Below are 25,394 nucleotides of genomic sequence, written 5' to 3' on the forward strand. Positions count from 1 at the left end.
GTCGTCGCCTCGCGGATGCGTGTGCGTGTGCGTGTGGGTGCGGTGCCGCTATCAGCGGTAGTTGTTGTTCTTCTTCAGGTCCGCGTCGATCGCGTCGGCGGCGTTGTCCAGCGCATCGGCCACCTTGCCGCCGTTGGCGATGTCGGCCATGGCCTTCTCGAACTCGCTGGACGCGCCGGCATAACCCGGGGTCGAGGCGCGCAGCGTGGCCTGCTTGGCCGACAGCGCGAAGAACACCTCCAGCGGGCCGCCCTTCTTGTAGTTCTGCGTCAGCGCCGCAGCCGCCGGGGTCGACGGGATCAGGCCGATGCCGTCGGAGAAGGCGGCCAGGTACTTGTCCTTCAGCGCGAAGGCGATGAAGGCGTTGGCACCCTTGGCGTTCTTGGTGGTGGCCGAGACGCCGAACTGCCACGAGGCGGCACCGATCTTCGAGCCCTTGCCGAAGTCGGGCGCCGGCAGGAACACGAGGTCATCGCCGAACTTCTTCAGCGCCGGCAGCGCGGCCCAGTTGCCGTTCCACTGCAGGGCGTACTTGCCGTCCAGGAAGCCGGTCTCGCGCTCGGCGCCGCTCTGCGAGGTGCCGGGGGTCAGCTTGCGGGCGAACAGGCTCTGCCACCAGGTGCCGAACTCGACGCCTGCCTTGCCGTTGAGCGTGCCGTTGGCCTTCGGGGTCGCGGTGTTCAGCAGGTCGCCACCGTGGCTCTGCAGGAAGGGGCCGAAGGCATACGAGTACCACTCGCCCTTCCACGCCATGCCCATGTCGATCGGGTACTCGAACTTGCCGCTCTTCTGCAGCGTCACGAGCGCGGCGTCGAACTCGGCCTTGGTCCAGGGCTTGTCCAGCGTCGGGATGCGGATCTTGTTCTCGGTCAGCACCGACTTGCGGGCAAAGATCGCGCAGGCCGCGTCCCACAGGCCGACCGAGTAGACCTTGCCGTTCCACTTGCCGATCGTGCCGGGCAGGAACTTGTCGATCGCGCCGGCCGGCAGGGCCAGCGGCTGCATGTACTTGGACCAGGCCCAGTTGGGCATCACCGGGCCGTCGACGTCGAGGATGTCGGGCAGCTTGCCGGCCACGGCGGCGGCCACGACGGAGGTGTTGTAGGCCTCCTGCGGGAACTGCTGCAGCTCGACCTTCCATTCCTTCTGGCTGGCGTTGAAGTCCTTGATGATCCCGGCGATCAGCTCCTTCTCGACCGGGTTGCCGGCGCCGTGGTACCACATCGACAGCGTGGTCTGGGCTTGGGCGGCGGTGGCGCCCAGGGCGGCCAGGCCGAGGACGAAGAGACTGCGACGCAGAGGGGACGAGACGGTCATGGCGGGCTCCTGGGTGGATGGTCGGATCGGACTGACTGGCGGATGTCGATGCGCGAATGACAATGTTGTCATGGCGGACCGGACTGTAGATTTCGTGGCGATGCCGTCGGAATCCGGGCAAACCCTTGCCTGAGAGCAAGCCCTAGATGCCAGGCGTGACCCTTATTGATCGGGCTTGTCCCCCGAGCGGCTACCCGGCTTCAGGGATCCGGACGAAGCGACACGAAGCTGCGCTTGACAGGGCCGGACGCTTCCCGGACGATGACCATGTCTCACGTTGTCATGATCGGTCGTCGTGTCCGGCATGATCCGAGCCGCAGCCACCACCGCAGTCCCCCAACCCATGGCCACCATCCACGACGTCGCGCAGCTCGCCGGCGTCTCCATCAAGACCGTCTCGCGGGTCGTCAACCGCGAGCCGCGCATCAGCCCCGAGACCTTCGAGAAGGTGCAGCGCGCGATCGAGATGCTGGGCTACGAACCGCACCGCGGCGCGCGGCTGATGCGTTCGGGCAAGTCCGGGCTGATCGGCTTCATCACCGGGCTGTTCAGCGACATCGACATCGCCAAGACCCGTGCCGGCCTGTCGGACCTGAACATCCTGCGCGGCGCGCAGATGGCCTGCAGCGCGGCCGGCAAGACGATGCTGGCGGCCGACATCGGCGCCGGCCGGGCGGGAGACGCGGCGGCAGTCGCCCGGCTGCTGAAGACCTTCGCGTCGCACCGCGTCGAGGGCGTGATCTACGCCGCGCCGTATCACCAGCAGGTGCTGCTGCCGCCGATCCAGGACACGCCGCTGCTGCTGGTCAACTGCTTCGACCTGGCCGGCACGCCCGCCGTGGTGCCCGACGACGGCCTGGGCCAGGCCCGCGTGGTCGACCACCTGGTCGCGCGTGGCCACCGCCGCATCGGCTACATCGGCATCGACGAGAACATGGTCGCCGGCCGGCTGCGCAAGGCCGCCTTCCTGGACGCCTGCACGCGACACGGCCTGGACCTGCAGCACTGCCCCACGCAGGTCGGCTCGGACATCCGCGAGCGCGACCCCTTCCTGCCGCTGCGCCCGGCCCTGAGCCGGCTGCTGCAGATGCCGCAGCGCCCGACCGCCCTGTGCCTGGGCAACGACGTGATGGCGCTGGAGGCGATCCGCGAGCTCGAAGCCCTGGGCGTCGACGTGCCCGGCCAGATCGCCGTCATCGGCTACGACAACGACGAGGTGATCTGCGAGGCCGCCCGGCCGCGCCTGAGCACCGTCGTGCTGCCCTACTTCGAGATGGGCCAGCTGGCGGTGCAACGCCTGCTCGGCCTGATGGCCGGCGCGAGCACCGGCGCCGACGCGGGCGAGGCCTGGTCACGCGTGCCTGGCGACCTTGTCGTGCGCGACTCGGTGCCGGCGTTGTCACGCATCAAGTCCAGCACAAAGGCCAGCACCAAGGCCGGCCGCAAGGCGGCCTGAGCCTTCGCCCCACACCCTCCGACGACTGTCACCGAGCGCCCCACCCGATGTCGCACCGCCCCGTCTTCCACTACACCGCCCCGTCGAACTGGATCAACGACCCCAACGGTCTGGCCTTCCACGGCGGGCGCTACCACCTCTACTACCAGTACAACCCGAACGCCTCGAAGTGGGGCGACATCCACTGGGGCCACGCCAGCAGCGCCGACCTGGTGACCTGGCGCGACGAGCCGATCGCGCTGGCGCCCACCCCGACCATCGGTCCGGACGGTGCGCAGGGCCCGGACGCGGGCGGCTGCTTCTCGGGCAGCTACGCGGTGGTCGACGGCCAGCCGACCGTCTACTACACCGGCTACACCGCCGAGCGGCAGGTGCAGTGCGCGGCGGTCAGCGACGACCTGCTGCGCTGGACGCTGCAGCCGCAGCGCACGATCGTCGAGCCGCCGCCGGGCGTCGAGCCGCACGACTTCCGCGACCCCTACGTGTTCCGCCACGACGGCCGCTGGTACATGGTGCTGGGCGCGTCGCTGGACCATGAACACGGCCAGGCCCTGCTCTACCGCAGCGACGACGGCGTGAGCTGGGAACATCGCGGCGCGCTCTACACGTCACCCAGCGACCGGCTCGGCCGCATGTGGGAATGCCCGAACTTCTTCCCCGTCGGCGACAAGTGGGTGCTCACGGTGTCGCTGTGGCTGGGCCTGGGCGTGCACGCCTTCGTCGGCCGGTTCGAGAACGAACGTTTCATCCCCGAATGGGACGGCGAGCTCGACGTCGATGCCGGCGCCTTCGCCCACCTGACGATGCGCGCCCCGGACGGCCGCACGCTGCAATGGGCCTGGATGAACGAGCAGCGCGAACAGTCCGCCATCGACGCCGACGGCTGGGCCGGCGCGATGACGGTGCCGCGCGAGCTGTCGATCGACGCCCGGGGCCGCCTGAACCTGCGCCCCATCGCCGAGATCACGCAACTGCGCCGCGACGCCGTGGCGATCCACCGCAGCGGCACCGACACCGGCGTGCGGGCGACCTTCGCGGGCCGCGTGCTCGACATCGAGGCCCGCTTCAGCGGCCGCGACCGCGGCAAGGTCGGCCTGACGCTGCTGAGCTCGGCCGACGGCCGCGAGACCACCCGCATCGTCTACTGGCAGGACGCCCGGCGCCTGAGCATCGAGCGCGAACGCAGCTCGCTGAGTCCGGACGTGCGGCACCAGAACGTCAACGCGCACCTGGCGCTGGCGCCCGACGAGGCGCTCGACCTGCGCGTGCTGCTCGACGGCAGCGTGCTGGAGGTCTACGCCAACGACCGCATCTGCCTGAGCACGCGCCTCTACCCGACCCTGGCCGACAGCGTCCGGGCCAGCGCCTTCAGCGACGGTCCGGCCACGCTGGACCTGTCGGCCTGGACGATGGGCACGATCCACGAGAGCGGCTCGGCCGACGCCCGGCCCGCGCTGATCCATCCGGCTGCAGGCCCCGGTTCACCTACGCCCAGCGTGTCGCGGTGACACTCTCCGGTGGCGTCCGAACCGGGCGCGCCGAGGACGTATCCGGCACATGGACTCACCCGACGACACGCAAACGCGGCTGCTCGACGCCTTCGAGGCCAGCGGCCTGCTGGTTGCGCTGTTCGATCCTCAGGACGTGCTGAGGCACGCCAACCGCGCCTACCTGTCGACCTTCCTGCCGGGTCTGAGCCTGCCGATGCCGTTTGCCGACGTGCTGCGCCACGGCCACCGCGAGCGCATCGGCGTGCGCATCGACAGCGGTGACGTCGAGGGTTTCCTGGTCGACATCCTGAAGCGCCGCCGCAGCCAGCCACATCGCTCGGTCACGACCGACCTGCAGGACGGCCGCTGGATCCTGTTCACCGAGACGCTGCAGCCCGACGGCTGGCTGCTGACGCTGGGCACGGACATCTCGGCGCTCAAGCAGACCGAGGCCAACATCAGCCGGCTGCACGACGAGGCGGTGCAGGCCAGCCAGACCGACGCCCTGACGGGCCTGAGCAGCCGCGCCCACGTGCTGATGCTGGCGGCCGCCGCGCTGGAGTGGTCCGGCAACGGCTCACCCGAAGGCACGGCCCCGCCGCTGAGCCTGGCGCTGATCGACCTCGACCATTTCAAGGCGATCAACGACCAGTACGGTCACCTCGAAGGCGACCGCGTGCTGAAGGCCTTTGCCGACGTCTGCCGCCAGAACGTCCGCCCGGACGACGCGATCGGCCGCCTTGGCGGCGAGGAGTTCCTGATCGTCTTCCGCGGCCTGACCGCCGCCGACAGCGCCGCCGTGATCCAGCGCCTGCGCCAGGAACTCGCCGCCAGCTGGGGCACCGGCCCGGACGCCGCCCACCGCGTCACCTTCTCCTGCGGCATCGCCCAGGTCCGCCCAGGCGAACACCTCGACGACCTGCTGCAACGCGCCGACGTGGCCCTCTACGCCGCCAAGCGCGGCGGGCGGGACAGGAGCGTGTGCAGCGGGTGAGCGAATGAGGGCCTGCAACCTCCGGGCATTGCAGTCGCCATATTCGAATAGGGACACGCATCAAGCCTGCAAGTTTGTGCGATAGATCCCAGCTCCCAGAATGTCAAGACTGCTTGGGTGAACCAAGCAGCAACCGCCAACAAACTGTCCAGCTCGCTCGCTTGCGCCGTCATGGCGCTGACAGGTGTATTGCAGGCCCCGCTGGTGCAGGCCCAGGTCCCGGGCAACCCCATCGCCGTTGACCTGCAACGCGCCGCTGATGCGGATCGTCAAGCACGCGAGCGAGAGCAGCACCAGCAACAAGCCCTGCAGTCCTCACCCGATGTGCGGCTCCCGCTCGATATTCCGGGCCACGACCCACACCGACTCCCCCTGACGAACTGCCCTGCTTTCGAATCGATACCGTCACGCAGCGCAGCAACAGTCAGTCCACCACCGCCCAGGCCAGCGAACTCGGCGGCAAGACAGTGGCCATCCGCAGTGCTGGCGACACCCGCATCCAGGGCTCCAACGTGCTGGCCGACCAGCGACTGGACATCGATGCCGGCGGCGACCTGCGCATCGAGGCCGCGCAGAACACGCGCAGCAGCAGCAACTTCGACGAAACCACGAAGAGCGGCCTGCTCAGCAGCGGCGGCATCGGCTTCAGCATCGGCAGCCAGCGGCAAAGCAGCGCTGCGCAGGACACCCGCACCACCACTGCAGCCAGCACCGTGGGCGCCATCGGTGGCGATGTGATCTTGAGGGCTGGGCGGGCCTACACCCAGACCGGCTCCGACGTGCTCACCCCCGAAGGCAACATCGACATTGCCGCCAAGACCGTCTCCATCACCGAAGCCCGCGAATCCGGCAGCCAGAGCACCGAGCAGAAGTTCAGGCAAAGCGGGCTGACGTTGTCCATCACCAGCCCGGTGCTGTCTGCGCTGCAAACCGCACAAGGCCAGATCCAAGCCGCAGGCAACACCGGCAGCAGCCGCATGCAAGCACTCGCGGGTGCCAATGCGGCGATGAATCTCATGCAAGGGGCGGATGAGTTGAAAGCGGGGCAAAGCGTCAAGGACGGCAACGCCGCGGACAAGGCCGGTGGCGTGGGCATCAGCGTCAGTCTGGGATCGAGCAGCAGCCAGTCCCGACAACGCAGCGGCGCAGACAACGCCCGGGGATCCAGCGTGAATGCGGGCGGCAACATCACGATCAAGGCCACTGGTGATGGACAAAACAGCAACCTGACGGTGCAAGGCAGCGATATCAAGGCGGCGGGCACCACTCGCCTGCAAGCCGACAACGAGGTCAATCTGCTGGCCGCACAAAACACCACCACCGAAAGCAGCAGCACCGATAGCAAGAGCGGCAGCGTGGGCGTGGCGATCCAATTTGGTGCCGGCGGTGGCGGGATGGGATTCACGGCGAGCGCCAGCAAGGCCACGGGCCAGGGTGCGGGCAATGGCGTGAGCTATACCAACACGCATGTGGCGGGCCGAGCGGTGAACATCGAGTCGGGCGGCAACACCACGCTCAAGGGTGCGGTGGTCAAGGCCGACCAGGTCACGGCGAATGTGGGTGGCGACCTGAAGATGGAAAGCCTGCAAGACACCCAGCAATTCCAGGAAAGCAGCAAGAGCGCCGGCGGCTCCATGATGGCAGGCGCAGGCGCCAGCGGCAGCGTGAACGTGGGCCTGAGCAAGATTGACAGCCAATACCGCAGCGTTGCCGAGCAAAGCGCGATCCGGGCGGGGGACGGGGGTTTTCAGGTCAGCGTCAAAGGCAATACCACGCTGACGGGCGCCCAGATCAGCAGTTCGGAAAAGGCCGTGCAGGAAGGCAGGAACAATTTCCAGAGTGGCGGCACGGTGACGACGACCGACCTGCAAAACACCGCCAGCTACGAGGCCAAGAGCCTGAGCGTGGGCATGGGCACCAGCGGCGGCAAGGTATCACCCAGCGGCGCGGGCGTGGGCCGCGACAAGGGCAGCGCGCAAAGCACGACGACATCGGGTATCTCGGGCGTGGCAGGCAACCAGGCGGTCAGGACGGGCGACAAGGAAACCGGCCTGACCGCGATCTTCAACAAAGATCAGGTGAAGGCCGAAGTGAATGCGCAGGTGGCGATCACGAGCGAGTTTGGCAAGCAGGCGAGCAAGGTGGTGGGTGACTATGCGCAGACCAAACTCGCAGAAGCCGAGAAGAACAACGACGCGGCAGGCATGGAAACGTGGAAGGAAGGCGGCGCAAGCCGGGTGGCGCTGCATGCGGTGGTGGGGGGATTGACGGGAGGGGTACAAGGGGCGATGGGGGCAGCCAGCAGCCAAGCCGTGATCAACCAAGCGGGCCAGGCCCTCAAAGAAGCGAATCTACCCACAGAACTCAAACAAGCACTGGTGCTGGCTGCAGGTACCGCAGTGGGCGCAGCCACGGGCGGTACAGCGGGCGCGGCCACAGCCTTCAATGCGACGGCCAACAACTACCTGACCCATGCCCAGCTTCAAAGCAAGCAACAACAATTGGCTGCTTGTACATCCGATGCTTGCAGAAAGAATGTCACCAACACCTGGGACAAGGTAAGCCAATCAGCCAACATCCGAACAGAAGACAAAGTTCTGCAAGGCAGTGAAAGTGCCAACCTCAAGACCATGGAACAGCTGTCGTCAGACATGAACGGGCTGGCCCAATTCAAGAGCGGACTTGAAACCAATCTGCGCAATACCGCAGACCCGATCCAAAGGGCGAACCTTCAACTGCAGATCAACGAAGCTGACAACAGCATGCGGCAGGTGGCCAACTTGGGCAAAGACACGCTGGCGCTGATGTACCAACAAACGGGTAATCCGCAATACCAGACCGCCTATCAAGCGCTTACCGCAGCCACCAGCGGCAACGAGATTGCAGGGGCGTTGACCATGCCCGGGGGTGCTGGTGGCAACTTGAACAAGGCGGTGCGAGAGGCGAAGTCGGGGGCTCAAATTGCCGAGACTGCAAAAATCAATATACTGGCTGATGAGGCAAAAACGGCCAACACCACGTTGAGCAAAACGAACACTGCACCCGCAGATTCAACCTACGTAGCGCCAACGCACACCAGCGAAAACAACTTCCAGACGCATGGACTGCCGACCGAACAAGTGCCTGCAAGCATCAAGAATCAATTGACACAGGACTTGCAGGCGACGTTTGGGGCCGGGGCTCAAGACAAGATGAAAGAGTTGATTAACTCCGGCAGCTCAGTCCCCGTGCCAATACAGGCCACAGCGGAGACGAAGTTGTACAAGTTGGTGCCCGATAGCAGCGCGTATGGGCCGAAATCAGATTCACCTTACTTCGTTGATGGAGCGCAATTGCAACGCATTCGACAAAATCCGTCACTGGCCAACGACATATTGGGCTTGCCTTCGGGCAGCCAAAGCACCGGATTCAAAGTCTATGAAGTGCAGCCCAAACCCGATGCCACACCAACGGTTTACCAGTCTGATGTGGCCACGGCCACCAACAAAGCAGGCCCAACGGCGGTAGGCAATGCCACTCAAAGACTGATTCCCGACCGCAGTCAGTGGACCGAACCCAAACTGACTCCCTTCAAGATTGGAGGCCAGTGATGGCAACACCGTTCAAACTCGACCATGATGAGTTAGCACGTTGTGCATTGGAATTGCGCAACGCAATGCTTGAGTTCAGAGAGAAAGTCATTGGGTATTACGAGCAAGAGATCATCGACCAAGAGCTGAACCATCTCGCACCGATCTTGGATTTGTGCATCGCCAAGGAAATGGAGGAGCCATTTCCGTTAATTGAATACGTCAATCCAAGAATCTTTGGAGATATTTTGGCCTTCCCGGCATTGACAAACCCATACTACGAACTTGCCGGATTTTTGCGTGGGGGCATGACGCATGAGGAGTTCTGGGCATCTGAATACACAAAAGAGCGTCGCCTTCCCCGTCAGATGCGAGAAAACCAACGCCCCGGCACTATCAAGCGCAACCACTGAGGATTTTGAGGGAACGGCGCCATGAATCACCAAACCCACCGCCTGATCTTCAGCAAGCCCAATTTCGCAAGCCCGATTCAACACGTTCTGGCGGCGAATGGGATTGGCAAAAGCATGCACCGAATGACGGTGCGGTGCCAGGGACACAGCAGATGGTTACGTTGCAGCCAGGCACAAAGGTGGATCGCTATGGACCACCAACAGGTACATACCTATCACCTGAAGGTGTACCCTACGATGCAAGAGCATTGCCTCCGGGCTCAAAAGCTGATGGCTACTCCCAGTTCACAGTAATCAAGCCATTCACAGTGGAGAAGGCTGATGTCGCACCAGCTTTTGATAAAACTGGTGGCGGAGTTCAATTTCGCGTTATTACTCCAAGTGGAACCTCCTTGCGCGTAGACGTCGATTACCTTGTTAAAAACGGCTATCTTGTTAAGTGAATTTAATTGAGGATATATGCAATGACTAGTCACACAAACCAAGAGGAAACCGTAAATGCATTTGACGCGCTCCGACGGGCGCTCAAACCTTGGCGAGATTTAAATCCGAATTGCAATATCGCAATGGGAGGGGATTCATATAGTGGCGAATGGAGTTTTGTCAACGAGGGAGATAAATGGTTAGTTTTCGTTGGAGAGCGCGGCGAGCGAATAAATGTATCTACGTTTTCCAACCCTTGGGACGCTGTCTCTTATGCAAGGTATCGGGTTACGTCCGGTCTTAAACCGATTACGCCCTTTCCTGTGATTTATCCGCCGCTTGAACTTTGAAGACACTTCGCAACGACCAAAGCAACGACGCCCATACAAAGCAGACCGTCACCCTGCCCGACGGCAGTCGCACAACCGCGCTGGCGCCCCTGGTCTACCTGGCGCCCAAGGCAGGTGACCTGGCCGCCAACGGTCAGCTCTTCGGCGGCAACGCCGGCAGCGGCCAGACCCGCATCAACGCGGGTGGCAAGGTCACGCTGGGCACCGTGCAGACCGGCATGAGCAGCGATGTGACCCACGACGCGGCCAACGACGCTCGCGTGCAGGAAGGCAAGGAGGTGGGCAGCACCATCAGCGGTGGTGGGTCGGTCGCCATCGCCGCCACGCGGGACGTCGCCATGCGCGCCGCACAGGTCAACGCAAAAGACGCGCTCAGCGTGAGCAGCACCCAGGGCAACGTGACGCTCGAAGCCGGCCAAGACAGCTACGGCATCGCCATGGCCAGCCACGCCCATGCCAGTGGCTTGCTGGGCTCCTCCACCGTCACGCAGCGCAGCAACAGTCAGTCCACCACCGCCCAGGCCAGCGAACTCGGCGGCAAGACGGTGGCCATCCGCAGTGCTGGCGACACCCGCATCCAGGGCTCCAACGTGCTGGCCGACCAGCGACTGGACATCGATGCCGGCGGCGACCTGCGCATCGAGGCCGCTCAGAACACGCGCAGCAGCAGCAACTTCGACGAAACCACGAAGAGCGGCCTGCTCAGCAGCGGCGGCATCAGCTTGAGCATCGGCAGCCAGCGGCAAAGCAGCGCTGCGCAGGACACCCGCACCACCACTGCAGCCAGCACCGTGGGCGCCATCGGTGGCGATGTGAACCTGAGGGGGCGGGCCTACACCCAGACCGGCTCCGACGTGCTTACCCCCGAAGGCAACATCGACATTGCCGCCAAGAACGTCTCCATCACCGAAGCCCGCGAAACCGGCAGCCAGAGCACCGAGCAGAGGTTCAGGCAAAGCGGGCTGAGCGTCGGCCTGAGCGGCGGCTTGCTCGACGGACTGCAGGCCACGGGCCAGGCCCTGAAAGGTGCCACAGGCGGCGGCTCAGACCGCAGCAAGGCGCTCAACGACCAGCACGGTCACCTTGAAGGCGACCGCGTGCTGAAGGCCTTTGCCGACGTCTGCCGCCGCAACGTCCGCCCGGACGACGCGATCGGCCGCCTCGGCGGTGAGGAATTCCTGATCGTGCTGCGCGGCCTGAACGCCGCCGACAGCGCCGCCGTGATCCAGCGCCTGCGCCAGGAACTCGCCGCCAGCTGGGGCACCGGCCCGGACGCCGCCCACCGCGTCACCTTCTCCTGCGGCATCGCCCAGGTCCGCCCAGGCGAACACCTCGACGACCTGCTGCAACGCGCCGACGTGGCCCTCTACGCCGCCAAGCGCGGCGGGCGGGACAGGAGCGTGTGCAGCGGGTGATGGGCGCGTTGCGTGACGGGGGCTGACCCCCTCCCCCCGGTGCCCGGGGTACTCCCCCTTGGCAGGGGGAGGGGGTTCGTGCCTTCGCTCGGTGTCTTCGTGCAAGACCCCGTCGGACACCAGAGGTGTCCGACCTACCGGGGGCCTCGACCTGACGTTCATGGCGCCCATCCACGTCGCCCTCCGGCGACGCATTTGATGCGCGTGGAAGTGGCGAAGGTGTGCCAGGACAGGCCGCTGACCCCCTCCCCCCGGTGCCCGGGGTACTCCCCCTTGGCAGGGGGAGAGTTGAAAGCGCGGCGCTCATCGGCCCGGCAGTCCCCGGTCAACTCTCCCCCTGCCAAGGGGGAGTCCCCGCCAGGGGGAGGGGGTTCGTGCCTTCGCTCGGTGTCTTCGTGCAAGACCCCGTCGGACACCAGAGGTGTCCGACCTACCGGATGGCATCGGGCCAACGTCCAACGCGCCACGCCTCGTCGCCCTCCGGCGACGCACGCCTCAGCGCCGCACCGGCTCCAGCCAATCCGCCGCCAGCGTCACCGCTGCGCGCTGGTGGATCGCGGCGGATGACGAGCCGACGCGGATCTCGAAGGCGCCGGATTCGGCCCACCAGGCGGCGCGGTCGACGTCGTAGGCGGCGAAGGCGCGCATGCCGACGGTCAGGCTGACGGTGCGCGATTCGCCCGGCTGCAGCGTGACCTTGGTGAAGGCCTTCAGCTCCTGCGGCGGGCGCGGCAGGGTGCTGGTGACGTCGTGGACGTAGAGCTGCACCACCTCGCTGCCGGCACGCGCGCCGGTGTTGCGCACGGTGACGGTGGCCGTCAGCGTCTCGCCGGGCTGCAGCGTGCTGCGGTCCAGCGTCAGGCCGGTCTGCTCGAAGGTCGTGTAGCCCAGGCCGTAGCCGAACGGGAACTGCACGGCATGACCGTTGGCCTCGTGATGCCGGTAGCCGATGAAGACGCCCTCGCCGTAGACCACGCGGCCGTCGACGCCCGGGTATTGCAGCGGGTCGCCGTAGGCCACGGTGTCTTCCATCCGCAGCGGCCAGGTCTGGGTCAGGCGACCGCCGGGTTCGGCCGCGCCGGTCAGCACGTCGGCGATGGCGTCGCCGCATTCCTGGCCGGGATACCAGGCCTGCAGCACCGCCGGCACCGCATCCAGCCACGGCAGCAGCAGCGGCGAGCCGCTCTGCAGCACCACGACGGTGTTCGGGTTCGCGGCGACCACGCGGGTGATCAGCTCGTTCTGGCCGTGGGGCAAGGCGATGCCGGGGCGGTCCAGGCCCTCGTTGTCCCACTCGGCGTTCAGGCCGGCGAAGACGATCGCGACGTCGGCCTGGCGGGCCGCCTCGACCGCCTCGGCGATGTCGGACTCGCCCAGCAGCCGGGCCGCGCCGATGCGCAGCACGTGGAAGCCGAGCTGGACCTCGCCGGCCGCCGCCGGGATCGCGGTGCTGTGCTCGACCACCATCTCGACCGACTCGCCCGCGCGCATCGTGCGGGTGTGGACGATCTCGTTGCAGCCCTGCGTGAAGTAGGTGTCACCGGCACGCCAGTCGTCCCAGAAGTCGATCACGCGCTGGCCGTCCAGGCTCATGCGGCAGGGGCCGGCGGCGATCAGCGAGAAGGCGTGCAGGCCGTCGGCCTCGGCGACGTAGCGCTCGGTCACGCGCACCGAGAACGGCTTCAGCTCGGGCAGGCCCGGCGGCAGCGTGCCGATCCATGCCGCCTCGCTGCTGGTCGGCCGGTCGACGCCGACGACCGGGCCGCTGAGGTCCGGCGTGGCGAAGATCTGGCATTCGACCGGGCGTGCCAGCACCGGCACGTAGCGGTGGATGTCGGCGCCGTCGTGGTGCGTGAAGCGCACGCCGGGGCAGGCCTGCGCCAGCGCGTCGGCCGGCACGATGCGGTGGTGCGCGTTCACGTTGGCACTGCCGCCGCCCATGATCTGCGGGACCTTGGCGGCGCGGCCGATCAGCGCGACCTGGCGGCCCGCTTCGAGCTTCAGCGGCAAGGCGGCCGAACCGCCCTGCGCGGCGTTCTTCAGCAGCACCGCACCGGCGCTGCCGAGCTGGCGGATCAGCGCGCGGTGCTCGGGCAGGTTCTCGGCCCGTTCGGCCGGGATCACCGGGTCTTCCCAGCGCCCGAGCCGCTGCGCGAACCGCAGCACGCGGCCGGCGCAGGTGCGCACCGCCTCAGCGCTGATGCGGCCCTCGTGGACGGCGGCGACCAGCTTGGCGCCCCGGCCGCGGGTCGGGCCGGGCATCTCCAGGTCGCAGCCGGCCAGCACGCCCTGGACGGTGTCGTGTTCAGCGAACCAGTCGCTCATCACCAGGCCGTCGAAGCCCCACTCGTCGCGCAGGACCTGCTGGACCAGGCGCACGTGGTCGGCCATGTAGGTGCCGTCCATGCGGTTGTAGCCGGTCATCACCGACATCACGCCGGCTTCCTTGACGGCCCGCTCGAAGGGCACGAGATACAGCTCGCGCAGCGCGCGTTCACCGACCTCGGAGCTGATGGTGAAGCGCTGGTGCTCGCTCTCGTTGCCGGTGTAGTGCTTGATGGTCGCGGCCACGCCGGTCGACTGCAGGCCGCGGACGTAGGCCACCGCCATCTCGGACGACAGCCACGGGTCTTCGGCGTGGCATTCGAAGTTGCGGCCGTTGTAGACCGTGCGGTGCAGGTTGACGGTCGGCGCGAGCAGCGCCTGCGCGCCCTTCTGCTTCGCCTCGACACCCAGCGCGGCGCCGGTGCGCTCGATCAGCGCCGTGTCCCAGGTCGCCGCCAGCGCGATGCCGACGGGGAAACAGGCGGTGCGCGGGCCGTCCTTGAAGATGCCGCCGCGCGCGCCGTTCGGGCCGTCGGTCACCTTGAAGGCGGGCACGCCCAGGCGCGGGATCGGCACGCTGGTCCAGAAGTCGGCGCCGGACAGCAGGCTGACCTGCTCCTCCAGCTTCAGGGCGTCCAGCAGGGCTTCGATGTTCACGGGTTCGGTCATGGGGGTCTCGGTCGGAAAGCTCGATCAGGAAAGGGTTTCAGGCCGGCACGGCCAGCGCCGTCCACGCGGCGTTCGCGCGGCTGCTGGCCAGCACGGCCTCGACGAAGGCGAGGCTGCGCACGCCGTCGTCCAGACCGGGCACGCGCGCTGGCGTGGTGCCGCCGGCGCGGGCGTCGCGCAGGTCTTCGGCGAAGTCGCGGTAGAGGTTGCCGAAGGCTTCGAGGTAGCCCTCGGGATGACCCGGCGGCGTGCGGGTCGCGGCGGCGGCCACGTCGGGCAGGCCGGCCATGCCACGGGTCAGGCGGCGGGCCGGTTCGCCGGCCGGGTGCCAGGTCAGCTCGTTGGGCGTGTCCTGGTCCCAGTGAAGGGCGGCCTTCGTGCCGTAGACGCGCAGGCGCAGGTGGTTCTCTTCGCCGCAGGCGACCTGGCTGGCCCACAGCAGGCCGCGCGCGCCCTGGGCATAACGCAGCTGCACCTGGACGTGGTCATCGACGCGCCGGCCCGGCACGAAGGTCGTGCAGTCGGCGCTGATCTCGGCGGGGGTCAGCCCGCTGACGAACTCGGCGAGTTGCGCCGCATGCGTGCCGATGTCGCCGAGACAGCCGGCCGGACCGGCCAGCGCCGGGTCGGTGCGCCACGCGGCCTGTTTCTGCCCGGTCGCCTCAAGGTCGCCCGCCAGCCAGTCCTGCGCGTACTCGACCTGCACGATGCGCACGCTGCCGAGCTGCCCGGCGGCGACCATCGCGCGGGCCGCGCGGATCAGCGGGTAGGCGCTGTAGTTGTGCGTCAGCGCGAAGCGCACGCCACGCGCCGCCGCCCGCGCGCGCAGGTCCAGCGCATCGGCCAGCGTGGTGGTCAACGGCTTGTCGCAGATGACGTGGATGCCCGCGTCGATGAAGGCGCAGGCGACCGGGTGGTGCAGGTGGTTGGGCGTGACGATCGCGACGGCCTCGATGCCATCGGGCCTGGCGGCCTCGGCCAGCGCCATCGTGCGGAAGTCGGCGTAACACCGGTCGGCGGTGATGCCGAGTTCGGCACCGCTGGCGCGGGCGCGGTCGGCGTCCGATGACAGCGCGCCGGCGACCAGCTCGTATTGACCATCGAGCCGGGCGGCGATGCGGTGCACGGCGCCGATGAAGGCGCCCTGGCCACCGCCGACCATGCCGAGGCGGATCGGGCGCAGCTCGCCGCGCGGGTCGTGTGACTGGCTCATCGCGTGATCCTCCGGTCCTGTTTCAGGCGATGCCGAGCATGCGGCGGTTGGCGGCCTCGTCCGTGCCGGCCGCCGCGAAGTCGTCGAAGGACTTCTCGGCCACGCGGATCAGGTGGTCGCGGATGAAGGGAGCACCTTCGGCCGCACCCTGTTCCGGATGCTTGATGCAGCACTCCCACTCCAGCACCGCCCAGCCCTGGTAGCCGTGCTGGGTCAGCTTGCTGAAGATGGCGGTGAAGTCGACCTGCCCATCACCCAGCGAGCGGAAGCGCCCGGCCCGGTCCTTCCAGCCTTGGAAGCCGCCATAGACACCTTGCCGGCCGGTCGGGTTGAACTCGGCGTCCTTGACGTGGAAGGCCTTGATTCGCTCGTGATAGCAGTCGATGTAGGCCAGGTAGTCGAGCTGCTGCAGCACGAAGTGGCTGGGGTCGTAGAGCAGGTTGGCGCGCGGGTGGTTGCCCACGCGTTCGAGGAACATCTCGAAGCTCGCGCCGTCGCACAGGTCCTCGCCCGGATGGACCTCGTAGCAGACGTCGACACCGGCCGCATCGAAGGCATCGAGGATCGGCCGCCAGCGCCGCGCGAGTTCGTCGAAGGCGGTCTCGACCAGCCCGGCGGGCCGCTGCGGCCACGGGTAGAGATACGGCCAGGCCAGCGCGCCGCTGAAGGTCGCGTGCGCCGTCAGGCCCAGCCGCTGCGAGGCCCGGGCCGCGAGCTTGAGCTGTTCGACCGCCCAGGCCGTGCGTTCGGCCGGCTTGCCACGCAGTGCTTCGGGCGCGAAGCCGTCCATCGGCAGGTCATAGGCCGGATGCACCGCCACCAGCTGGCCCTGCAGATGGGTCGACAGCTCCGTGACCTGCAGGCCGTGCTGGGCCAACGTGCCGCGCACCTCGTCGCAATAGGTCTGGCTCTCGGCGGCCAGCGCCAGGTTGAACAGCCGCGCATCCCAGCTGGGGATCTGCACGCCCGCATAACCGAGCGAGGCGACCCAGCGGCCGATGCTGTCCAGCGAGTTGAAGGGCGCCGCATCGCCAGCGAACTGGGCCAGGAAGATGCCGGGGCCGCGGATCGGGCTCAGGGCCGAATGGCTCGTGTTCATCGGGTCTCTCCTCGATCAGACGCCCAGGTGCTCGCGCAGGCAGGCGCGGCTGCCGCGCAGCGTGGCCTCGAAGTCGACCGGCTTGTCGTGTTCGAACACGAACAGGTCGACCCGCGACTTCAGCGCCGCGAACAGGGCCGGCCAGCCGACGATGCCCTGGCCCAGCACGGTCCAGCCGTCCTCGGCAACCTTGGTGCCGTGCGGCGCGATGTCCTTGGCGTGCACCGCCAGCAGGCGGTCACCGTGGCGGGTGGCCCATTCCAGCGGGTCGGCACCGGCACGGCGCACCCAGCCGAGGTCGGCCTCCCAGCCCAGTTGCGCGGGCGTGGCGGCCGAGAAGATCCAGTCCAGTGCCGGGCGGCCGTCGTAGCTCAGCAGCTCCCATTCGTGGTTGTGATAGGCCACGCGCAGGTCGGGCAGCGCCGCGCGCAGCAGGTCCGACAGGCCGGCCAGCCGCTGGCCCAGCGCGACCCAGCCCGCGCCGGTGGCGGGGCGTTCGCCCATCGGCAGCCACGGCATGATGATCAGCCGGCAGCCGGTCAGCTGGCAGGTCTCGATCAGGCGGGCGCGCTCGGCCTCGCTCTCCAGCAACGCCAGTCCGACGTGCATCGACGAGAGTTTCAGCCCGTGCTGATCGAGCTTGGCGGCGAAGTCCGCTGCCGACAGGCCGTGCGTGGCGACGCTCTCGACCCACTCGAAACCGGTCTGGCGCAGCAGCGCCATCTGGTGGTCGAGGTCGCCGGATTCACGGATGGAATAGATCTGGACCGATGCCTTCATGGTCATCTCCTGTGGGGTCGGGTAGGGGGTGAAGACGGGGCTTCAGAACAGCTTGGTGTCGAGCGGGGCCGGGCGCTCGCAGGTGGTCGCGAGCGTGACGGGGCCGCCCTGGTCGGCCGCCTTCAGCGTGCCTTCCATCACCTCCAGCACGTGCAGGGCCATTTCGGCGCTGCAGCGGTGCGGGCGGTTCTCGGCGATGGCGCGGATCATGTCGACCAGCCCCAGGCCACGCGCATTGGCGTGGTACGGGCGCTTGTCGGCGGCGCGCTGCCAGTCACCGGTCTGGACGTTCCAGCGCACGTTGCCGCCGAACTTGTTCGGGTCCGGGCCGAGCAGCGTGCCGTTGTCGCCGTAGAACTCGAACGGCTCGTGGTCATGCTTCCAGACGTCGAAGCTGCTGGTCAGCACGATCTGCGGGCCGCTGGCGAAGTCGAGGTGGGCGATGACGTGCGTGGCCACGTCGACCGGCAGCTTCTGGCCTGCGCGTTCACCCAGCGGGATGGTGCGCACGGCATGGGTCTTGTGGGCGATGGCCCGCACCGCCTGGATCGGGCCGAAGTGATTCACCAGATGCGTCAGGTGGTAGACGCCGACGTCGAACAGCGGGCCCGCGCCCGGCTGGTAGAAGAAGGCCGGGTTCGGGTGCCAGTGGTCCGGGCCGTGGTTCATGAAGAAGCCGTAGCCGTGCCGCACCGCGCCGATCGTGCCGGCATCGAGCAGCGCCCGCACGGTCTGCGCGCCGGCACCCAGGAAGGTGTCGGGCGCGCAGCCCAGCCGCAGGCCGGCCTTGCGGGCGGTCTCGACCAGTTCGAGGCCCTGCGCAAAGGTCGCGGCCATCGGTTTTTCCGAGAACAGGTGCTTGCCGGCGCCGAGCACCTTCATGCCGATCGCGTGGTGGGCCAGCGGCGGGGTCAGGTTGAGGATGACCTGGGCCTCGCTGGCCAGCAGCTGGTCGACCGTCATGGCGACCAGGCCGAACTCGGTGGCGCGGCGCTGGGCCGCGGCCATGTCGCCGTCGGCCACGCCGACGAGTCGCAGCTTGCCGCTGCGCTGGGCGCGCAGGATGTTGCGCAGGTAGGCCGGGAAGATGTTCCCGGTGCCGATGATGCCGAGGGTGGTGGTCATGGTGGGCTGGTGGTGGAGGGTCGAACGGCCGGAAGGCCGACGGGATCGGGGTTCCTGACGATCACGGGATCGCCAGGCGGGACGGCGTTCAGGGCGAGGGCCCCTGCGGCGGATGGGGACCGGCGGCGACGGTGCCGCGCCAGACCACCTCGGCGAGGTGGCCGCGCTGCACCGGCAGGCCGGCGTCGTAACACTCGTCGAGCAGCAGCCGGCAGCCGTCGGCGCTGACCGCCGCGATCGGCACGCGCACGGTGGTCAGCGGCGGCGCGGTGTAGCGGGCGAAGGCCGAGTCGTCGTAGCCCAGCACCAACACGTCGTCGGGCACGCGCAGGCCGGCCTGGGTCAGACAGCTGATGGCGGCCATGGCCATCAGGTCGTTGGCGACGAACAGCGCGGTGACACGCGGCGCGCCGGCGACCTCGCCGCGCAGCGCCGGCAGCATGCGGCGCGTGGCCTTGTCGCCGGTGGCGAACTCGAAGCTGCCGCCGGCCTGGTGTTCGGGCCGCACGAGGATGTCGTGCCGCGCCAGCTCGGCATAGAAGCCGCGCATGCGCGCGACGTTGTCGGGTGCATCGTCCGGACCGGCAATCGCGGCGATCTCGCGGTGGCCCTGGCTCATCAGCGTGCGGGCGGCCAGGATGCCGGCCAGGCCGTGGTCGACCGAGAAGCAGCGGTCCTCGTGGCCCGCGACGATGCGGTTCAGGATCACCGTGCGCGGCCGGCGCTGCAGCAGGCCGCCGATGTCGTCGTCGGTCAGGCTGTGGCTGGCGATCAGCAGGCCGTCGCAGTCGCGTTCGATCAGGAAGTCGATGCCGTCGAGCGCCTCTTGCCGCAGCGAGCCGTGGCCGCAGCCGTTGGCCGCGATCATGTGACGGCCGGCGGCGCGCAGGACCTCGTCGACGCTCATCAGGATGGCCGAGTAGAAAGCCACGTCAAAGGCCGGCACGTAGACGCCGATGGCGCCCGAGCGCCGCAGCGACAGTGCCCGCGCGATGCTCGACGGGCGGTAGTCCAGCCGCTCGGCGGCGACCCGCACGCGGGCGATCGTCTCCTCGGCCACCGAGCCGTTGCCGGACAGCGCACGCGATGCCGTGGCCACGCCGACGCCCGCGAGCTTGGCGACGTCCCGGATCGTGCTCACGTCAGCCCCTCGCCTGCAGGTCGTGGAGGCTGACCACGCGCAAGCCGTCGACCGGGCCGTCCACGCGGATCTCGCGCGATTCGCCGGCCAGCAGGTCGATGAAGTTGTCGGAGAAGGTGGCGCCGGATGCGTCGAACCAGACGCCCTTGGCGGGGCGCGCGGCCGTGACACGCAGCAGGCCGCCGGCCAGCGTCTCGATGTTCAGCTGCGGATCCTCGACCGGCGCCCAGCGGTGCGGCTCGGGCCAGGCCAACGCACGCGCCTGCAGCCCCGTAGCCGACAGGCTCAGCGCGGCGACGAGTGGCCGGTCACCGCCCTGTCGCCAGCGTTCGGGCACGTTCAGCTCGGTGCTGGCGTTGGCGGGCAGATCGACGATCTGCTCGTGTTGATCGAGGGTCTCGCCCGCCAGTGTCTGCAGCGTCCAGCGCGCCTGGGCCTGCACGGACTGGTCCAGCGACGACATGGCCCAGGCGCTCGCGCCGGACGGGTCGACCGCATCGCGCCGCACCGCGCAGGCCAGCGGCGCCAGCGCGCGGCGGATCACGTGCCAGGCCGGCTTGCGGTGGCCGGCGCTGTCGACGATGGCCCAGCTCGACACCGGCCAGCAGTCGTTGAGCTGCCAGACCAGCGCACCGCCGCAGGCGCGCGCGCCAGGGCGCTGCCAGCGGCGCCGGAAGGCCTCGTAGGCATGGCGCATCGCCTCGGCCTGGACGAACTGCGTGGCCTGCACCTCGGCGGCCAGCGTGGTCACCGGCGGCAGGTTGTCGGCCAGGTAGACGGCCAGCCGGCGATGGCCGTCGGCACCGACCACCGATGAAGCCTTGTTGTGCCACTGCAGCGTGCGGCTGCCAGGGCGGCGCTCGGATTCGTCCGGAATGGCCGCATGCAGCACCGCCAGCGACGGATGCGACTGCAGGCCGAACTCGCTGACGAAACGCGCGCCGACCTCGGCATAACGCTGGTACGGGAGCATCAGCTGGTGCCAGACCTCCCAGCTGTGGCGGTCACCGGCGGTCTTGTCCTGCGAGTTCTGCAGGCCGTCGACCCCCGGCGTGTACGGGCTGCCGGGCCAGTAGGGCCGCTGCGGATCGAGTTCGGCGCACAGCGTGGGCAGCAGCTGCTCGTAGATGCGGCGGGCGTCGAAGCGGACCGTGTCGCTGCCGGGGCCGTGCGCGCCGACCGACTCGGCCAGCGTGTAGTCCTCGTTGTTGCCGCACCAGATCGCCAGGCTGGCGCGGTGGCGCAGCCGGGTGATGGCCGCGCGCGCCTCGGCCTCGACACTGGCGAGGTAGGCGTCGTGGGCCGGGTACAGGCCGCAGGCGAACAGGAAGTCCTGCCAGACCAGCACGCCGAGTTCGTCGCAGGCGTCGTAGAAGGCGTCGTCCTCGTAGATGCCGCCGCCCCACACGCGCAGCATCGTGTGGCCGCCGTCGACGGCGGTCTGCACGCGGTCGCGGTAACGCTCGGGCGTGACGCGTTCGAGCAGCAGGTCGTCGGGGATCCAGTTGGCGCCACCGCAGAAGAAGGCGCGGCCGTTGACCTCGAAGAAGAAGCTCTGGCCCGGCTCGCCGGCCACCGGCTCCTGCACCAGCCGGATGCGGCGCAGCCCGAGGCGGCGCTGCGTGCGGGTCAGCTCGACCTCGCCGTGCAGCAGCCGCGTCGTCAGCGTGTAGAGCGGCTGCGCGCCCTGCCCCGCCGGCCACCAGAGCTGTGGCGCGGCGATGGCCAGGCCGGCGCGGTGGTCGGCCACGGCGGCGCTGCGGTGCGTGGCCACTTCAAGGCCTTGCGGATCGAGCAGGCGGTGTTCGACCTCGATGCCATCGAACGTGCCGCTCAGGCCGAGCACCACGTCGACCCGCGCGCGGTCGAGCGCCTCGCCGAGCCAGACGGGGCTGTGCAGCGACTCGATGCGCACGTCATCGGCCAGCAGCCGCACCGGCTTCCACGGGCCGGCCGTCAGCACCGTCGGGCCCCAGTCCCAGCCGTAGTGGTAGGGCGCCTTGCGCACATAGAGCCGGCTGCTGTCGCCGTTCCACAGCGGCCGCGTGCCCAGCCGGGCCTGCAGCATGCGGCCGTGGCGCAGCGCGCTGTCACAGCGCAGCAGCAGGCGGTGCGGGCCAGGGGCGAGGGTGACGTCGACCTGCAGCGGCACGAACATGTTGTCGCTGCGGGCGATCAGGTGGCCGTCGAGCCAGACCTGCGCGATGGTGTCCAGGCCGTCGAAACACAGCGTCGTGCGGCGGCGGGCCTCGTCGGCCGCGACCTCGAAGTCCAGCCGCCAGAGCCAGTCGCGCTCGGCGACCCACTGCACGTCGGCCTCGTGACGGGCCTCGTAGGGATCGGGAATGCGGCCCGCGTCGATCAGGTCGCGGTAGACCGTGCCGGGCACACGAGCCGGCAGCCAGCCGTCGGCCGAGCCATGCAGCGCGGCCTCGTCGAGGGCCGGATCGACCTCGCGCAACTGCCAGCCGTCGTGCAGCTGTCGTTCGATCGCGGGCAGGGTCTGGGCTTGCATCACCGTCCTCCAGGTCCGACCGGCGGGGCAGTGGAACCGGTTTCTTCGCGAGACCGAGAAAACCCCCTGCGACGACGCCGGGGGGCGTCACCGCGAGGGGGTGCGTCAGATCAGAGCCGGGCTTCGCTGGCGGCGTCGAACATCGACGCGCGTGGCAGGTCGAAGCCGAAGAACACCGGATCGTCGGGCTGGCCCTTCCACTGGTCGTCGACGATGGCCGACAGCGTGTTCTCGCCGACCGTGAACCAGATGATCTGCTGCGGGCCGAGCGGTTCGACCACCGAGATCGTGCCCTGGTGCGGCGTGTCCGGGCTCATCGCGTGAGCCAGCCGGACCTGCTCCGGCCGCACGCCCAGCACGACCTCGCCGGCGGCCGGCGACTGCTGGAACGGGTAGGCCGACACGTCGGTGCTGAAGGCCTGGCTCTCGAAGCGCAGGCCGCCGTTCGTGTTGAGCTTGCCGCGCATGACGTTCATCGTCGGCGAGCCGAGGAAGCCGGCCACGAACAGGTTGACCGGGCGGCTGTAGATCTCGTCGGGCGCGCCGATCTGCTGGATCACGCCGGCCTTCATCACCGCGATGCGGTCGGCCAGCGTCATCGCCTCGACCTGGTCGTGGGTGACGTAGATCATCGTCGCGTCGAGCTGGCGGTGCAGCTGCTTCAACTCGCGGCGCAGCTCGGCGCGCAGCTTGGCGTCGAGGTTGGACAGCGGCTCGTCGAACAGGTAGACCTTGGCGTCGCGCACCACCGCACGGCCGATCGCCACGCGCTGGCGCTGGCCGCCGGAGAGCTGGGCCGGACGGCGCTTGAGCAGCGGCGTCAGGTGCAGCATCTCGGCCGCCTTGTTGACGCGGCGGTCGATCTCGTCCTTGGGGATGCCGGCCACGCGCGGGCCGAAGGACATGTTCTTCTCGACGTTCATCGTCGGGTAGAGCGCGTAGGACTGGAAGACCATGCCGATCTCGCGGTCCTTCGGGTCGGCCCAGGTGACGTCGCGCTCGCCGATGCGGATGCTGCCTTCGGCGACTTCATTGAAGCCGGCGATGGTGTGCAGCAGCGTGGACTTGCCGCAGCCCGAAGGGCCGAGCAGGACCAGGAACTCGCCGTGCGCGATGTCCAGGTTCATGCCCTTGAGGATGGTGTTGCCCCCGAGCACGATGTCGAGGTTGTCGATGGTGACGCTGGCCATGATGTGTGTCGTGTCTGCTTGAGGATGTGGAGGTTCAGCCCTTGACCGCGCCCGCAGCGATGCCGCGCACGAACCAGCGACCGGAGAAGAAGTACACCGCCAGCGGCACCAGCGAGGTCAGGATGGTGGCGGCCATGTCGATGTTGTAGCGACGCTCGCCCAGGGTCGTGTTGACCAGGTTGTTGAGCTGCACCGTCATCGGGTAGTTCTCCTTGCCGGCGAAGATCAGGCCGAACATGAAGTCGTTCCAGATGCCGGTGACCTGCAGGATCACCGCGACGATCAGCATCGGCGTGGCCATCGGCAGCATCAGCTGGAAGAAGATGCGCCAGAAGCCGCCACCGTCGATGCGCGCGGCCTTGAACAGCTCCTGCGGCACGGCGACGTAGTAGTTGCGGAACAGGATGGTCAGCACCGGCATGCCGAAGATGCAGTGCGTCAGCACGATGGCCCAGTAGGTGTTGTAGAAGCCGCCCATGCGGAACCACGTCACCAGCGGGTAGACCATGATCTGGAAGGGCACGAAGGCGCCCAGCAGGATGATCCCGAACAGCAGGTCGCCCCACTTGTTGCGCCAGAAGCTCAGCGCATAGCCGTTGAGCGCACCCAGCATCACCGAGATGATGGTGGCCGGCACGACGATGCGCACCGAGTTCCAGAAGCCGCCCTGGATGCCGTTGCAGGCGATCGAGATGCAGGCGGTCGACCAGGCTTCCACCCAGTTGCCGAACTGCGGGATGGCGGGCCAGCCGAACAGCACGGCCTGGCGGACCTCGGTGGCGGTCTTCAGCGACGTGATCAGCATCACGTACAGCGGCAGCAGGAAGAAGGCCGACACGCTGATCAGGAAGGCATAGATGCCGATGCGTGCGGGCGTGAACAGCGGCTTGCGCGGCCGCTGCGTGCGGGCCGGCGCGGAGGCCATCGCCGGCGTGGACAGGGTCTGCGGGTTGGACGACATGGGGAGCCCTTTCAATGTCCGGCGTTCTGGCGAGCCTCGACACGCGAGCGCCAGTACAGCAGCGGTGCCAGCACCGAGAACACGGTCAGCAGCAGCACCACCGAGGCGGCCGATGCCAGGCCGATGTTGTTGCGGCCGAACAGGTGGTCGATGATGAATTTCGCCGGCACTTCGCTGGCATCACCCGGGCCGCCGCTGGTCATCACCAGCACGATGTCGTAGGTGCGCACCAGCGCCACGGCCAGCAGCACCAGCGCGGTCGCGTAGGCCGGGCCGAGCTGGGGCAGCACGACGCTGAAGTAGTAGCGCGGCTTGGAGACGCCGTCCAGGCGGGCCGCCTTCCATTGCTCCTCGTCCACGCCGCGAAGTGCGGCCAGGATGATCGCCATGGTCGTGCCGCTGCCTTGCCAGACCATCGCCAGACCGATCGCGTAGATCGCTGTCTCCGGTCTCACCGTCCAGTCCAGCCGGAAGCCGGTGAAGCCCAGGCCGACGACGAAGTTCTGCAGGCCCATCGTCGGGTTGAACAGCCACTGCCAGATCAGCCCGGTGACGACGAAGCTCATCGCATAGGGGTAGAGGAAGATGGTGCGGAACCAGCTCTCGGCCTTGACCTGCTGGTCGATGAAGATCGCCATCAGCGTGCCGAGCACGATGACCGCACCGATGTAGACGATCACCAGCACGCCCATGTTCTGGGCCGCCGCCGTCCAGCGGTCGGTCTCCCACAGGCGGGTGTATTGCGCCATGCCGACGAAATCGGACGACGTGAACATCTTGGACGAGGTGAACGAGATCCGGATGCTCCACAGCACCGAACCCACGTAGGCCAGCAGGGCCGTGATGGCCATGGGCAACAGGGCCGCGTGAACGGCCAGGTTCAACCGTCGGGGTCGCTTGCTCGCAGCCATGGCTGGGCACTCCATCGGCAACAGTGAGCCCTCAGGCC

Annotated in this window: 19 protein-coding genes; 7 read left to right on the forward strand and 12 right to left on the reverse strand. The window is 68.0% G+C overall.

Annotated elements, in window-relative coordinates:
* Nucleotides 1-51 precede the first annotated feature (51 nt).
* Nucleotides 52-1,317, reverse strand: coding sequence for a sugar ABC transporter substrate-binding protein (locus ACWA7K_RS12635; protein ID WP_456161761.1), 1,266 nt, complete (start codon nt 1,315-1,317; stop codon nt 52-54).
* A gap of 343 nt (nt 1,318-1,660) precedes the next feature.
* Between ACWA7K_RS12635 and ACWA7K_RS12640 the strand changes: the two genes are divergently transcribed.
* From ACWA7K_RS12640 to ACWA7K_RS12650, 3 genes are read left to right on the forward strand one after another with little or no spacing between them, the layout of a single operon-like run.
* Nucleotides 1,661-2,773 (forward strand): LacI family DNA-binding transcriptional regulator, encoded by a 1,113-nt coding sequence (locus ACWA7K_RS12640; RefSeq protein ID WP_456161762.1) that lies wholly within the window; start codon nt 1,661-1,663, stop codon nt 2,771-2,773.
* Nucleotides 2,774-2,820: 47 nt separating this feature from the next.
* The gene (locus ACWA7K_RS12645; RefSeq protein WP_456161763.1) at nt 2,821-4,281 is read left to right on the forward strand and encodes a glycoside hydrolase family 32 protein; all 1,461 of its coding nucleotides are present in this window, start codon (nt 2,821-2,823) and stop codon (nt 4,279-4,281) included.
* A 49-nt stretch (nt 4,282-4,330) separates the two neighbouring features.
* Nucleotides 4,331-5,257 (forward strand): GGDEF domain-containing protein, encoded by a 927-nt coding sequence (locus tag ACWA7K_RS12650; RefSeq protein ID WP_456210133.1) that lies wholly within the window; start codon nt 4,331-4,333, stop codon nt 5,255-5,257.
* 60 nt (nt 5,258-5,317) lie between these two features.
* Here the strand turns inward: ACWA7K_RS12650 and ACWA7K_RS12655 are convergent, their stop codons facing one another.
* Complete coding sequence (locus ACWA7K_RS12655) at nt 5,318-5,560, reverse strand: hypothetical protein (RefSeq protein WP_456161765.1); 243 nt, start codon at nt 5,558-5,560, stop codon at nt 5,318-5,320.
* A 92-nt stretch (nt 5,561-5,652) separates the two neighbouring features.
* Between ACWA7K_RS12655 and ACWA7K_RS12660 the strand changes: the two genes are divergently transcribed.
* The 4 genes from ACWA7K_RS12660 to ACWA7K_RS12675 all read left to right on the forward strand — a co-directional run bounded on the left by ACWA7K_RS12660 (nt 5,653) and on the right by ACWA7K_RS12675 (nt 11,427).
* Nucleotides 5,653-8,847: a hemagglutinin repeat-containing protein gene (locus ACWA7K_RS12660; protein WP_456168800.1), complete on the forward strand. Its 3,195-nt coding sequence runs from the start codon at nt 5,653-5,655 to the stop codon at nt 8,845-8,847.
* Entirely contained in the window at nt 8,847-9,239 is a 393-nt protein-coding gene (locus tag ACWA7K_RS12665) for a hypothetical protein (protein ID WP_456161766.1), read from the forward strand. Before ACWA7K_RS12660 ends, ACWA7K_RS12665 begins: the two co-directional genes overlap by 1 nt.
* Before the next feature lie 152 nt (nt 9,240-9,391).
* Complete coding sequence (locus ACWA7K_RS12670; RefSeq protein WP_456161767.1) at nt 9,392-9,682, forward strand: TNT domain-containing protein; 291 nt, start codon at nt 9,392-9,394, stop codon at nt 9,680-9,682.
* A 326-nt stretch (nt 9,683-10,008) separates the two neighbouring features.
* Nucleotides 10,009-11,427, forward strand: coding sequence for a diguanylate cyclase (locus ACWA7K_RS12675; protein WP_456161768.1), 1,419 nt, complete (start codon nt 10,009-10,011; stop codon nt 11,425-11,427).
* A 495-nt stretch (nt 11,428-11,922) separates the two neighbouring features.
* On the opposite strand, the gene ACWA7K_RS12680 is transcribed toward ACWA7K_RS12675, so the two are convergent.
* From ACWA7K_RS12680 to ACWA7K_RS12725, 10 genes are all read right to left on the reverse strand, one after another.
* On the reverse strand, nt 11,923-14,421 hold the full coding sequence (locus ACWA7K_RS12680; RefSeq protein WP_456161769.1) for a glycoside hydrolase family 3 protein: 2,499 nt from the start codon (nt 14,419-14,421) through the stop codon (nt 11,923-11,925).
* Between the two features lie 37 nt (nt 14,422-14,458).
* Nucleotides 14,459-15,634: a Gfo/Idh/MocA family protein gene (locus tag ACWA7K_RS12685; protein WP_456161770.1), complete on the reverse strand. Its 1,176-nt coding sequence runs from the start codon at nt 15,632-15,634 to the stop codon at nt 14,459-14,461.
* Nucleotides 15,635-15,656: 22 nt separating this feature from the next.
* On the reverse strand, nt 15,657-16,712 hold the full coding sequence (locus ACWA7K_RS12690; protein WP_456168802.1) for a sugar phosphate isomerase/epimerase family protein: 1,056 nt from the start codon (nt 16,710-16,712) through the stop codon (nt 15,657-15,659).
* Between the two features lie 36 nt (nt 16,713-16,748).
* A complete protein-coding gene (locus tag ACWA7K_RS12695) occupies nt 16,749-17,513 on the reverse strand; it encodes a sugar phosphate isomerase/epimerase family protein (protein ID WP_456161771.1) in 765 nt (254 codons plus the stop codon).
* A gap of 42 nt (nt 17,514-17,555) precedes the next feature.
* Nucleotides 17,556-18,638, reverse strand: coding sequence for a Gfo/Idh/MocA family protein (locus ACWA7K_RS12700; protein WP_456161772.1), 1,083 nt, complete (start codon nt 18,636-18,638; stop codon nt 17,556-17,558).
* Nucleotides 18,639-18,726: 88 nt separating this feature from the next.
* Entirely contained in the window at nt 18,727-19,779 is a 1,053-nt protein-coding gene (locus ACWA7K_RS12705) for a LacI family DNA-binding transcriptional regulator (protein WP_456210135.1), read from the reverse strand.
* Between the two features lies 1 nt (nt 19,780).
* Nucleotides 19,781-22,294: a beta-mannosidase gene (locus tag ACWA7K_RS12710; protein ID WP_456161774.1), complete on the reverse strand. Its 2,514-nt coding sequence runs from the start codon at nt 22,292-22,294 to the stop codon at nt 19,781-19,783.
* A gap of 110 nt (nt 22,295-22,404) precedes the next feature.
* Nucleotides 22,405-23,484, reverse strand: coding sequence for an ABC transporter ATP-binding protein (locus ACWA7K_RS12715; RefSeq protein WP_456161775.1), 1,080 nt, complete (start codon nt 23,482-23,484; stop codon nt 22,405-22,407).
* A gap of 34 nt (nt 23,485-23,518) precedes the next feature.
* Nucleotides 23,519-24,445, reverse strand: coding sequence for a carbohydrate ABC transporter permease (locus tag ACWA7K_RS12720; RefSeq protein ID WP_456161776.1), 927 nt, complete (start codon nt 24,443-24,445; stop codon nt 23,519-23,521).
* 11 nt (nt 24,446-24,456) lie between these two features.
* On the reverse strand, nt 24,457-25,356 hold the full coding sequence (locus ACWA7K_RS12725; RefSeq protein WP_456210137.1) for a carbohydrate ABC transporter permease: 900 nt from the start codon (nt 25,354-25,356) through the stop codon (nt 24,457-24,459).
* Nucleotides 25,357-25,394: the final 38 nt, after the last annotated feature.

This window comes from Leptothrix mechoopdaensis (SeqCode), from assembly GCF_053893855.1.

Coding starts and splice junctions, on each gene's coding strand:
- ACWA7K_RS12635 (WP_456161761.1), bottom strand. CDS start 1,317: ATGACCGTCTCGTCCCCTCTGCGTCGCAGTCTCTTCGTCCTCGGCCTG.
- ACWA7K_RS12650 (WP_456210133.1), top strand. CDS start 4,331: ATGGACTCACCCGACGACACGCAAACGCGGCTGCTCGACGCCTTCGAG.
- ACWA7K_RS12645 (WP_456161763.1), top strand. CDS start 2,821: ATGTCGCACCGCCCCGTCTTCCACTACACCGCCCCGTCGAACTGGATC.
- ACWA7K_RS12640 (WP_456161762.1), top strand. CDS start 1,661: ATGGCCACCATCCACGACGTCGCGCAGCTCGCCGGCGTCTCCATCAAG.
- ACWA7K_RS12725 (WP_456210137.1), bottom strand. CDS start 25,356: ATGGCTGCGAGCAAGCGACCCCGACGGTTGAACCTGGCCGTTCACGCG.
- ACWA7K_RS12665 (WP_456161766.1), top strand. CDS start 8,847: ATGGCAACACCGTTCAAACTCGACCATGATGAGTTAGCACGTTGTGCA.
- ACWA7K_RS12685 (WP_456161770.1), bottom strand. CDS start 15,634: ATGAGCCAGTCACACGACCCGCGCGGCGAGCTGCGCCCGATCCGCCTC.
- ACWA7K_RS12715 (WP_456161775.1), bottom strand. CDS start 23,484: ATGGCCAGCGTCACCATCGACAACCTCGACATCGTGCTCGGGGGCAAC.
- ACWA7K_RS12700 (WP_456161772.1), bottom strand. CDS start 18,638: ATGACCACCACCCTCGGCATCATCGGCACCGGGAACATCTTCCCGGCC.
- ACWA7K_RS12710 (WP_456161774.1), bottom strand. CDS start 22,294: ATGCAAGCCCAGACCCTGCCCGCGATCGAACGACAGCTGCACGACGGC.
- ACWA7K_RS12720 (WP_456161776.1), bottom strand. CDS start 24,445: ATGTCGTCCAACCCGCAGACCCTGTCCACGCCGGCGATGGCCTCCGCG.
- ACWA7K_RS12695 (WP_456161771.1), bottom strand. CDS start 17,513: ATGAAGGCATCGGTCCAGATCTATTCCATCCGTGAATCCGGCGACCTC.
- ACWA7K_RS12680 (WP_456161769.1), bottom strand. CDS start 14,421: ATGACCGAACCCGTGAACATCGAAGCCCTGCTGGACGCCCTGAAGCTG.
- ACWA7K_RS12670 (WP_456161767.1), top strand. CDS start 9,392: ATGGTTACGTTGCAGCCAGGCACAAAGGTGGATCGCTATGGACCACCA.